9 protein-coding genes, 2 pseudogenes and 1 other annotated feature are annotated in these 11,388 nt (G+C 58.2%); of the genes and pseudogenes, 7 read left to right on the top strand and 4 right to left on the bottom strand.

What is annotated here, in order from left to right; genetic code table 11:
- Positions 1-1,360 (top strand): flagellar biosynthesis protein FlhF (locus CINSTRO3249_RS07700; protein ID WP_254304262.1); only part of this gene is annotated, 1,360 nt, incomplete at its 5' end.
- Positions 1,361-1,513: 153 nt separating this feature from the next.
- Here the strand turns inward: CINSTRO3249_RS07700 and CINSTRO3249_RS07695 are convergent.
- Both CINSTRO3249_RS07695 and CINSTRO3249_RS07690 read right to left on the bottom strand, forming a co-directional pair.
- On the bottom strand, positions 1,514-2,134 hold the full coding sequence (locus CINSTRO3249_RS07695) for an L-threonylcarbamoyladenylate synthase (RefSeq protein WP_074012844.1): 621 nt from the start codon (positions 2,132-2,134) through the stop codon (positions 1,514-1,516).
- 52 nt (positions 2,135-2,186) lie between these two features.
- Positions 2,187-3,074, bottom strand: coding sequence for an RNase RNM (locus CINSTRO3249_RS07690; RefSeq protein ID WP_074012843.1), 888 nt, complete (start codon positions 3,072-3,074; stop codon positions 2,187-2,189).
- Between the two features lie 200 nt (positions 3,075-3,274).
- Positions 3,275-3,380, top strand: a sequence feature (Trp leader region).
- Between the two features lie 30 nt (positions 3,381-3,410).
- Here CINSTRO3249_RS07690 and CINSTRO3249_RS07685 point away from each other — a divergent pair.
- From CINSTRO3249_RS07685 to CINSTRO3249_RS07655, 6 genes and pseudogenes are all read left to right on the top strand, one after another.
- On the top strand, positions 3,411-4,973 hold the full coding sequence (locus tag CINSTRO3249_RS07685) for an anthranilate synthase component 1 (protein WP_074012842.1): 1,563 nt from the start codon (positions 3,411-3,413) through the stop codon (positions 4,971-4,973).
- Positions 4,973-6,566, top strand: a pseudogene (gene trpD, locus CINSTRO3249_RS17595) (bifunctional anthranilate synthase glutamate amidotransferase component TrpG/anthranilate phosphoribosyltransferase TrpD). The gene CINSTRO3249_RS07685 and the pseudogene trpD overlap by 1 nt, the downstream one beginning before the upstream one ends.
- Before the next feature lie 7 nt (positions 6,567-6,573).
- Complete coding sequence (gene trpCF / locus CINSTRO3249_RS07670; protein ID WP_074012839.1) at positions 6,574-7,932, top strand: bifunctional indole-3-glycerol-phosphate synthase TrpC/phosphoribosylanthranilate isomerase TrpF; 1,359 nt, start codon at positions 6,574-6,576, stop codon at positions 7,930-7,932.
- 33 nt (positions 7,933-7,965) lie between these two features.
- Positions 7,966-9,156: a tryptophan synthase subunit beta gene (gene trpB, locus CINSTRO3249_RS07665; RefSeq protein ID WP_074012838.1), complete on the top strand. Its 1,191-nt coding sequence runs from the start codon at positions 7,966-7,968 to the stop codon at positions 9,154-9,156.
- The gene (gene trpA / locus CINSTRO3249_RS07660) at positions 9,156-9,962 is read left to right on the top strand and encodes a tryptophan synthase subunit alpha (protein ID WP_074012837.1); all 807 of its coding nucleotides are present in this window, start codon (positions 9,156-9,158) and stop codon (positions 9,960-9,962) included. The genes trpB and trpA overlap by 1 nt, the downstream gene beginning before the upstream one ends.
- A 106-nt stretch (positions 9,963-10,068) precedes the next feature.
- Complete coding sequence (locus CINSTRO3249_RS07655; protein ID WP_074012836.1) at positions 10,069-10,383, top strand: BON domain-containing protein; 315 nt, start codon at positions 10,069-10,071, stop codon at positions 10,381-10,383.
- Positions 10,384-10,447: 64 nt separating this feature from the next.
- Here the strand turns inward: CINSTRO3249_RS07655 and CINSTRO3249_RS07650 are convergent.
- Together CINSTRO3249_RS07650 and CINSTRO3249_RS07645 are read right to left on the bottom strand one after the other, a co-directional pair.
- A pseudogene (locus tag CINSTRO3249_RS07650) lies at positions 10,448-10,816 on the bottom strand (OmpW family outer membrane protein); the annotation flags it as partial.
- A 47-nt stretch (positions 10,817-10,863) separates the two neighbouring features.
- The coding region (locus tag CINSTRO3249_RS07645; RefSeq protein ID WP_125933110.1) for an IS3 family transposase at positions 10,864-11,388 on the bottom strand (525 nt) is incomplete at its 5' end.

Raw genomic sequence — 11,388 nt, 5'->3', positions numbered from 1 at the left:
CATAGGTATCTACACATTTATCGTGATACCTGTTATTACTTTGCAGAATGATTTCAACCTATCTGTTGGCGGGATTGACTCTCGCCTTACCCGCCGATATCAGACGCTGGTTAAACAGCATATGACGCCCGCGGCTCTTCTTGCTTCTGCGGTTAAAGACCTCGCAAGTGCTCAAAAATCAACTTTCGCAACTACCCAAGCTGTCTGGCGTTTTCTGAATAATAAGCGAATTAGCTTCAGTCAACTCAATGAGCCAATTATTTCGCTAGCACTTGAGCAAATTTCGCTTAGCCCGCATCCATACGCTCTCGTTGTTCATGATTGGTCACGTTTACAATTTCTTTACCATCATGCCAAATACGGACGCTTAAAAATGACGCACGGTGGCGATGTTGGATATGAACTTCAAAGCAGCTTGCTGGTTGATGCTGGCACGGGTTTGCCAATAGCGCCTCTATCTCAGACACTTACCGATGCAACCGGTTGTCATTCAACGTTGGCGGAAGGACTGTCCGAACGGCAGACACATATGGACGCCTTGACGACCGATATTGCCCGTGTGGAATCGCTTAATATAGGTAAAAAGCTGATTCATATAATTGATAGAGAGGGTGACTCTATTGGACATATGCGGACGTTGAGTACTCAAGGAATATGCTGGCTTATCCGAGGAAAAGAAGGACATGGTGCAGAGTGGCAAGGTAATTCATTGAAAATTGGTGAGATTGCTGCTCTTCTGCCATACAACGGATGCGGACAGGTAGACTGGAAAGGGAAAAAAGCTGATATGGAAATCAGTGAAACCTCGATAGTCATAACCCGAGCTGCGCAGCAGAAGCGTAAAGATAAAGAAACCGGCCGCCGCATAAAAATCCAACCTGGAGAGCCTCTGACGGTCAGATTGGTTGTTGTTCGGCTTACGGATGATCTCGGTAATGTGGTGGGACGCTGGACGCTGCTTACAAACGTTTGCAGCGAGATCACCTGCGAGGAAGTAGCTCGTTGGTATTACTGGCGCTGGAATATTGAATCATTTTTTAAGTTGCTGAAAGGTGCCGGACATGACGTAGAAACATGGCTTCAGCGCAGCGCGCCAGCCGTACTACGCAGGTTGTTAATAGCCAGTATGGCTGCTGTTCTGGTATGGCGGCTGCAACGCGCTGAAGGAGAAGAAAATGCGGCAGCCCGCCAGCTGATATGTCGCTTGTCAGGACGACAGCAAAAGCGAGGCCGCAGAGAGAGCGCTCCTGCTCTGCTCGCTGGCCTATCCATCTTGTTGAATACACTAAAATTATTATCGGAATATAGTCTGGAAGAACTTACTCATTTAGCGAGAGTTGCTCTTAAGCCTCCTCCCTGATGTGTAGATACCTATGCCCTCGGTGGGGGACGGGCCCGTTGCTCGGCACCTGGGTGCCGCCAGCGCGGAATCGCGGCACGTTCGCTTCTTGTTACTCACCCGTCGTCAGGCTATCGCGTCGCTTTCGTCACGCTCCCCCCGTCGGCGTTTGCCTCACAGGAACGGCGAGACATCGCCAACCCCTTGGCGCACCACCTGCGGCGTCGGGTCGGTCAAATCGATGACCGTCGTTGGCTGCTGGCCGAGAAAGCCGCCGTGGATCACCAGATCGACCTGTTTACCCAAGTGATCACGAATGGATTCAGGATCCGACTCGGCAAAATCATTGCCCGGCAGCATCAACGTCGTCGACATCATCGGCTCATCCAGGGCCTCGAGCAGCGCCAGCGCAATAGGGTTGGACGGCACGCGCAGGCCTATCGTTTTGCGTTTGTCGCTCATCAGCCGGCGCGGCACTTCCTTGGTGGCCTTGAGGATAAAAGTATATTTGCCGGGGGTGTTGTTTTTCATCAGTCTGAACGCCTGATTGTCCACCTGTGCATAGGTGGACAATTCAGAAAGATCGCGGCATACCAGCGTAAAATTATGATGACCGTCCAACTGGCGAATGCGGCAAATGCGCTCCATAGCCGTTTTGTCTTCAAGCTGGCAGCCCAAGGCATAGCCGGAGTCGGTAGGATAGACGATGACCGCGCCTTTGCGCAGCAGATCCACCGCCTGGCTGACCAGACGCGGCTGCGGGTTATCCGGGTGAAGGGTAAAAAACTGACTCATTAATCAAACACTCCTTATTAAGGCGGCCGGCAGAGGACACGGGCCGCCTGGTTTATCCCTCTACGGCTGCGGGAGGACCGGCGGCAGGTAACACCGGCCAGTCACGCCATACCGGCTCAATCCCTCCCGGCAGCCATAGTTTGCGACCCAGCTCAATCCAGGCGCAGGGTTGATGAAAATCGGACCCTTGAGAAGCGAGAAGTCGATAATCACGGGCATAGGCCGCAAGCTGGCTCCTCTCTTGCAGCGACTGCTGGCACTGCGCGACTTCCATCGCATCGCCGCCGGCAGCGGTGAAATGCGTCAGCAGCCGTTTCAGCCACTTGGCCGACAGGTGATAACGCCCGGGATGGGCCACTACCGCCTGTCCCCCTGCTAGGTGGATCGCTTCAATCGCTTCATCTATTGTACACCACTGTGGCGGGACATAGCCGGTTTTCCCCCGCGACAGATATTTTTTAAACACGTTGGCGACATTAGTCGCCACGCCAAGGCTGACCAGATAGCGCGCAAAATGACCGCGGGTCACAAGATCGTCTTGCGCCAACTGCCGGGCGCCCTGCCAGGGCTCGCGGATACCCGCCTTGGCCAGCCGTTCGGCAATGGCATGGGCGCGCGTCAGGCGATGCGCGCGCTGTGACGCCAGCAATGCCGTCAGCGCCGGGTGACGCGGCGCGATGCCCAACCCGACGATATGGATTTCGTGATGCTGCCAAAGGGTAGAGATTTCCACCCCCGCCACCAGCTTGAGCGGCAGATTGAGCGCGGCAATCGCCTCGGCGGCGGGGGCAATACCGTCGACGGTATCATGATCGGTTATCGCCAGCACATCGACGCCCATCGCTTGGGCGCGCACCACCAGTTCCCGTGGCGTGAGCAGGCCGTCGGAGGCGGTAGTATGGCTGTGCAGGTCATAAACAACCCGTAAGGCTGTCGTCATCGGTTGTGGCGTCAAGGGATCTCCCCGCAGTTTTCATTGCCCTCCATCATAGCGGTAAACCGAGCTGAATCGAACTAGTGGACTTATTTTCGTTAGTTCATCCATTATGGTTGACTTTTTATCCCTGAACTAGTTTACTAGTACGAAGTTCAACCACAGCCTTCGAGATGCTCAACATGATGACCTTCACTACAGTAATGCTTCGCTGGTGGCGCACCTCCCTTTAGCGGGTGGTGAAATCATGCGTCGCTGTCATCAGACAGAGCACGATCCCAAATAGCCCGCTGCGTTAGCGGGTTTTTTTATGGGCGACAATCAGGAAAAAAGATAATGCCAATGCCAACCAGTCACTATCAGATAGAATTGCTGCACGCGCAGGCCCCTTACCGCCCCGACCCAACCGCCATGTTCAACCAGCTGTGCGGCGCCCGCCCCGCAACGCTGTTGCTGGAGTCGGCCGAGATCGATAAGAAGCATGATCTGGAAAGCATGATGGTGGTGGATAGCGCGCTGCGTATCACCGCCCTTGGCCAGACCGTCACGCTACAGGCGCTGAGCGCCAACGGCGCCGCGCTGCTGCCGCTGTTGGATGCCGCCTTGCCCGGGCAGGTGACGATTGTCACCCACCCTTATGGCCGTGAAATCACCTTCCCGCCGTCGGAACAGGACGTGGATGAGGATGCCCGCCTGCGCGCATTGTCGGTATTCGATTGTCTGCGCCTGCTACTGACGCTGGTCGGCCAGCCGCCGGACGCGCCGAAAGCGATGTTTGTCGGCGGGCTGTTCGCCTATGATCTGGTTGCCGGCTTTGAATCCTTGCCGCCGCTGCGTCCGGGACAACGCTGCCCCGATTACTGCTTTTATCTGGCCGAAACGCTGCTGATCCTCGATCACCAGCAACAAACCTGCGAACTGCAATGCAGCCTGTTCAGCCCCAGTGCATCGGAGAAGCAGCGGTTGCAGCACCGTCTTGAGCAATTACAACATCAGCTCAGCCAAGCGCCAGAGCCGATTCCGCATCAGGTCATCGACACCATGACCTTGACCTGCAGCCAGAGTGACGAAGAGTACGGCCAGGTCGTGCGCCGGATGCAGCAGGCGATCCGCGAAGGGGAAATTTTCCAGGTGGTGCCTTCGCGGCGTTTCTCCCTGCCCTGTCCTTCGGCGCTCGCCGCTTACCATACGCTGAAGAAAAGCAATCCCAGCCCGTATATGTTCTTCATGCAAGACAATGAATTCACCCTGTTTGGCGCCTCGCCGGAAAGCTCGCTGAAATACGCCCCGGATACCGGACAGATTGAAATCTACCCCATCGCCGGCACCCGGCCGCGCGGACGGCGCGCCGACGGTACGCTGGATGCCGATCTCGACAGCCGCATCGAGCTGGAAATGCGCGCCGACCATAAAGAGCTGGCCGAACATTTGATGCTGGTGGACTTGGCGCGCAATGATCTGGCGCGTATTTGCGAGCCGGGCACCCGCTACGTGGCGGATTTGACCAAAGTCGATCGTTACTCTTTCGTGATGCATCTGGTATCACGGGTGGTCGGCCAGCTGCGCGCCGATCTCGACGTACTGCATGCCTACCGCGCCTGCATGAATATGGGCACCCTGAGCGGGGCGCCGAAAGTCCGCGCCATGCAGCTTATTGCCGAGGCGGAAGGCGAACGCCGCGGGAGTTACGGTGGCGCAATCGGTTATTTTACCGCCGCCGGGGCGCTCGATACCTGTATCGTCATCCGTTCCGCCTACGTTGAAGACGGTATCGCCACGGTGCAGGCCGGCGCGGGCGTGGTACTGGATTCCGTTCCCCAGGCGGAAGCCGACGAAAGCCGCAACAAAGCGCGTGCCGTGTTGCGCGCTATTGCCACCGCCCACGACGCAAAGGAGCTGTTCTGATGGCCGATATCCTGTTACTCGATAATGTCGACTCGTTCACCTATAACCTGGTGGATCAGCTGCGCGCCAACGATCACCGGGTGGTGATTTACCGCAACCGGTTACCGGCCGCCCTCATCATGCGGGCGCTGTCCGAACTGGAAAACCCGATCCTGATGCTGTCGCCGGGCCCCGGCGCGCCGTCCCAGGCGGGCTGCATGCCGGAGTTGCTCACGGCGTTGCGCGGCCGGTTACCGATTATCGGCATCTGCCTGGGTCATCAGGCGATAGTGGAAGCCTACGGCGGCCACGTCGGCCAGGCGGGCGAGATCCTGCACGGTAAAGCGTCGCCCATCCGCCACGACAACCAGGGGATGTTCGCCGGACTGCCGAACCCGCTGCCGGTGGCGCGTTATCATTCGCTGGTAGGCAGTCAGGTGCCGGCAACGCTCACGGTCAACGCCCACTATAACGACATGGTGATGGCGGTACGCAATGACGCCGATCGGGTCTGCGGCTTCCAGTTCCACCCCGAATCCATTTTAACCACCCAGGGGGCGCATTTGTTAAATCAGACGCTCGCCTGGGCACGGGCGTAATCACAAGGACTAAGCCATGCAAGCGATTCTGGAACACCTTTATCAGGGTGAGCGTATCAGCCGCGAACAAAGCCAGCAGCTGTTCGCGGCCATCATTCAAGGGCAATTGGCCCCGGAACAGTTGGCGGCCGCGCTTATCAGCATGAAAGTGCGCGGTGAATACCCCGAGGAGATCGCCGGTGCCGCCGGCGCGCTGTTGGCCGACGCCAGCCCGTTTCCGCGCCCGGATTATCCGTTTGCCGATATTGTCGGTACCGGCGGCGACGGCAGCAATAGCATCAACATCTCCACCGCCAGCGCTATCGTCGCCGCCGGCTGCGGCGCCCGGGTCGCCAAGCACGGCAACCGCAGCGTATCCAGCCGTTCGGGTTCGTCGGACCTGCTGGCGGCGTTCGGTATCCGGCTGGATATGCCGGCTGAGCTATCGCGCCAGGCGTTGGATGAACTGGGCATGTGCTTTTTGTTCGCCCCACAGTATCATGCCGGTTTTCGTCATGCGATGCCGGTGCGTCAGCTTCTGAAAACCCGTACCCTGTTTAACGTGTTAGGCCCGCTAATCAACCCGGCCCGGCCGCCGCTGGCGCTGATTGGCGTCTACAGCCCGGAACTGGTGCTGCCGATTGCCGAGACGCTGCGCGTGCTGGGCTACCAACGCGCCGCGGTGGTACACGGCGGCGGCATGGATGAAGTCGCGCTGCATGCGCCGACCCAGGTGGCGGAGCTGCGCGAGGGGACGATTGAGAGCTACACTTTGAACGCGGCGGATTTTGGCCTGTCGCCCCAGCCCGCGGAGGCGCTGCGTGGGGGATCGCCGGAAGAAAACCGTGACATTTTGGCGCGTTTGTTACAAGGTAAAGGTGAACACGCGCATGAATCCGCTGTCGCCGCCAACGTGGCCCTGCTGCTCAAATTGTTCGGTCAGGAAAATCTCCGTGACAACACCCATCGGGCGCTGGAGGAAATTCACAGCGGTGCCCCCTATGCGCGCGTGATCGCATTGGCAGCAAGAGGATAAGAAAGTCATGCAGGACACGGTACTTGCGAAGATCGTCGCAGATAAATATGAATGGGTTGCCGAACACCAACGGTTACAGCCGCTAGACAGTTTTCGCCATCAGGTGCAGCCCAGCACGCGCAATTTTTATCACGCGCTGTCCGGTACCCGTACGGCATTTATTCTGGAATGCAAAAAGGCATCGCCGTCCAAAGGCCTTATTCGCGACGACTTCGACCCGGTCGCCATTGCGGGCGTTTACCGGCATTATGCTTCCGCGATTTCGGTACTGACCGACGAGAAATATTTTCAAGGCAGCTTTGATTATCTGCGCGAGGTGAGCCGCTCGGTGAGCCAGCCGGTATTATGCAAAGATTTCATTGTCGACCCCTGGCAGATTGTCTTCGCGCGCCTGCATCAGGCGGACGCTGTACTACTGATGTTGTCCGTCCTCGACGACGACACCTACCGCGCGTTGGCGGCGGTGGCCCACAGCCTGAATATGGGCGTGTTGACCGAGGTCATCAGCGACGAAGAGCGCGAGCGCGCCATTGCGCTGGAAGCGAAAGTGGTGGGCATCAACAACCGCGACCTGCGCGATCTGTCGATTGATTTGAACCGCACCCGCACGCTCGGACCGCGGCTGCCGGCGGGAGTGACGGTTATCAGCGAGTCCGGCATTAATCACTATCGCCAGGTGCGCGAACTTAGCCACTACGCCAACGGGTTTCTGATTGGCAGCGCGCTGATGTCGGAACCCGACTTGACGATGGCGGTGCGTCGGGTGCTGTTGGGCGAAAACAAGGTGTGCGGTCTTACCCGCGCCGTCGATGCGCGCGCCGCCCTGGAAGCGGGCGCGATTTACGGCGGGCTGATATTTGTCCCCGGCTCGCCGCGGTGTGTGGATATCGACACCGCCCGCACCGTGATGGCCGGCGCCGCGCTGCGCTATGTCGTCGTGTTTCGCGATGCGCCGGTGGATGAGGTCGCCGCGACCGCGCGCACGCTGTCGCTGGCGGCAGTCCAGTTGCACGGCGGCGAAGATCAGCGCTATATCGATGCGCTGCGCCACGCCCTGCCGCCCGAGTGCCGCATCTGGAAGGCGCTGGATATGCGCCAGGCCCTGCCGGCGCGCGATTTCACCCAGGTGGATCGCTACCTGCTGGATAACGGCGGCGGCAGCGGCAAGCCTTTCGACTGGTCGCTGTTAAACGGCGCCACGCTGGATAACGTCATGCTGGCGGGCGGACTGGCGGCGGACAACTGCGTGGCCGCGGCCCGTCTTGGCTGCATCGGACTGGACTTCAACTCCGGCGTGGAAAGCGCGCCGGGTATTAAAGATCATCATAAACTGGCTACGGTATTTCAGACGCTGCGCGCCTATTAACCTTCAGCCTGACACCGTGAGAGACAACCAAGCATGACACGACTTAATCCCTATTTTGGCGAATTTGGCGGCATGTATGTGCCGCAAATTCTGATGCCGGCGCTGATTCAATTGGAAGACGCGTTCGTCAGCGCCCAGAGCGACCCGGCGTTCCAGGCCGAATTCAGCGATTTACTGATAAACTACGCCGGCCGACCGACACCGCTGACGCTGTGCCGCAACCTGACCGCCGGCACCCGGACCAAACTTTATCTCAAACGCGAAGACCTGCTGCACGGTGGCGCCCATAAAACCAACCAAGTGCTGGGGCAGGCGCTGCTGGCCAAACGGATGGGCAAAACCGAAATTATCGCCGAGACCGGCGCCGGTCAGCACGGCGTGGCCTCCGCCCTGTCCTCCGCATTGCTGGGGCTGAAATGCCGTATCTATATGGGCGCCAAAGACATCGAACGCCAGTCGCCCAATGTTTTTCGCATGCGGCTGATGGGGGCCGAGGTCATTCCAGTGCACAGCGGCTCCTCCACCTTAAAAGACGCCTGCAACGAAGCGTTGCGCGACTGGTCCGACAGCTATGAACGCGCCCACTACATGCTCGGTACCGCCGCCGGCCCGCATCCGTTCCCGACCATTGTGCGCGAATTCCAGCGGATGATCGGCGAAGAAACGCGCGCGCAGCTGCAAGAGCACGAACAGTGCCTGCCGGATGCGGTCATCGCCTGCGTCGGCGGTGGCTCCAACGCCATCGGCATGTTCGCCGATTTCATCGATGAACCGTCGGTTCGCCTGATAGGTGTAGAGCCGGGAGGCCTGGGTATCGAGACCGGGCAGCACGGGGCGTCGTTGAAACATGGCCGCACCGGCATCTATTTCGGCATGAAGTCGCCGATGATGCAGTCCGCCGAAGGGCAAATTGAGGAATCCTACTCCATTTCCGCCGGCCTGGATTTTCCCTCGGTGGGTCCCCAGCATGCCTACCTTGATAGCATCGGCCGGGCGGAGTACGTATCGGCTACCGACGAAGAAGCCCTGGATGCCTTCCGTCGCCTTTCCCGCCATGAGGGCATTATCCCGGCGCTGGAATCGTCCCATGCGCTGGCCCACGCGCTGAGAATGATACAAGCGGAGCCGGAGAAAGAGCAGATATTGGTAGTCAACCTGTCCGGGCGCGGCGATAAAGATATTTTCACCGTACATGATATTTTGCAGGCGCGAGGAGACATTTAATGGAACGCTATCAGCAATTATTCAGCCAGCTGGCGGCGCGCCATGAAGGCGCATTTGTGCCTTTTGTGACGCTCGGCGATCCCAACCCTACGCTTTCGCTACGCATCATCGATACGCTGATTGACGCCGGCGCCGACGCTTTGGAGCTGGGCATCCCGTTCTCCGATCCGCTGGCGGACGGCCCCACTATCCAAAATGCCAACCTGCGCGCGTTTGCCTCCGGCGTCACGCCGGCGCACTGTTTTGAAATGCTGGCAACGATCCGCCAAAAATACCCCGCCATACCGATTGGTCTGTTGATGTATGCCAATCTGGTTTACAACGAGGGGATAGATGGTTTTTACGCCCACTGCGCCGAGGTCGGCGTCGACTCGGTGCTGGTGGCGGATGTGCCGCTGCAAGAAAGTCTGCCGTTTCGCCAGGCCGCCCTGCGTCATGGCGTGGCGCCCATTTTCATCTGCCCGCCGAACGCTGACGATGATTTGCTGCGCGAAATTGCCTCGCACGGCCGGGGATATACCTATCTGCTCTCGCGCGCCGGCGTTACCGGCAGCGAAAAACGAGCCAATACGCCGCTTAAGCATCTGGTCGATACACTGAAGGAATACCATGCCGCGCCGACGCTACAGGGATTCGGCATCTCCGAACCTGAACAGGTCCGTGTCGCGCTTCAGGCTGGCACGGCCGGCGCCATCTCCGGCTCGGCGATTGTGCGTATTATCGAAAAGCATAGCGATAATCCCGACTTGATGCTGGAAAAACTGGCGCAGTTCGTGCGGGAACTTAAGGCGGCGACCCGCGGTTAACTGGCGTAAACGCCTTTTATCATTAACACTATCAATGCCGGGCATCCCCAGGGTCCCGGCAATGCAACCAAGCATAATACGACTCGCATTCCATCAAGGAGAGACTATGAACGTGTGGAAAGTCGCCGCCAGCCTGTTAACCCCTTTGATAGTGGTCTTCGCGCTCAACGGCTGTGCGCCGACCGCCAAGTCTGAAGGCACCGGCGGCTATATTGACGATACGGTGATCACCGCGAAAGTGAAATCGGAATTGGTACGCGACGATCGCCTGAAAGCGCGGGAAATCAATGTGGAAACCTTTAAAGGCCGCGTACAGTTGAGCGGTTTTGTGGGCTCTGCCACCGAGGCCAGCCTGGCGGTTCAGGCCGCGCGCGGGGTTGCCGGCGTCAAGTCGGTGGAAAACGATATGCAAATCAAATAACCCACGCCTGAGCTGCGGCATTCATCGGGGGCGCGTTGGCGCCCCTTTTTTTAGCCGACAACCATCAGAAACGGTAGCCTACGCCAAACATAAACGCCCACGGGTTGATATCGGTATGAATGGACTGCTGCTCGCCGCCGGCCTTGAAGCGAACATTGGTATCAATGTCCATATACCACACCGACATATTAATCAGCCAGTTCTCGCTGACGTTATAATCCAGCCCCGCCTGCCCGGCCAGCCCCCAGGAATGCTTCACGCTCAGATCGCTCAGGCCGAGATCTTCGCCCTTCTGGTTAAAATGGGCGTCATAAAAGGTGGTGTAGTTGACGCCGATACCGACATAAGGCCGCAGCTTATCCTGGGCATCGCCAAAATAGTATTGCGCCATCAGACTGGGCGGCAGCTGCTTGACTTTAGCGATGTTGCCGGTGCTGTTGTGAATAACCCCGAGTTTATTAGAGAGTAATTTTGGCAATACTACGCCGCTTCCTCTGATGCTAATTGCAAAGCGTAATAGTTCATTTCGGCTTCAGTAGGAGGGATGTAACCCAGCCGCCCGAGCAGCCTTCTGTTGTTGTACCAGTCCACCCAGTCCAGCGTGGCCAACTCCACTTCCGTCCGGTTTTTCCAGCTCCCGCGGTGGATAACCTCCGTTTTGTACAACCCGTTGATACTCTCTGCCATCGCATTATCGTAGGAGTCGCCGGTAGTGCCAACTGACGCCAGGATTTCAGCATCCTTCAGACGCTTTGAATACGCTAATGAAACATATTGTGAGCCTCGGTCTGAGTGATGGATCACCCCTTTCCCTGGGCGACGAGCCCAAAGCGCCTGCTCCAGCGCATCCAGCACCAGAGATGTCTCCATCGACGTTGAGACCCGCCAGCCGACGATAACGCCGGCGAACACATCGACGATAAAGGCCACATAAACGAAGCCCTGCGCCGTTCTGACGTAGGTGAAGTCCGCCACCCAAAGCTGATTGGGCCGCTCCGCCATGAA

The sequence above is a fragment of the Candidatus Sodalis sp. SoCistrobi genome (assembly GCF_900143145.1).
GTDB lineage: Bacteria > Pseudomonadota > Gammaproteobacteria > Enterobacterales > Enterobacteriaceae > SoCistrobi.
The sequence above is the reverse complement of the archived record's forward strand: the minus strand, read 5'-3'. Positions and strand labels throughout refer to the sequence as shown.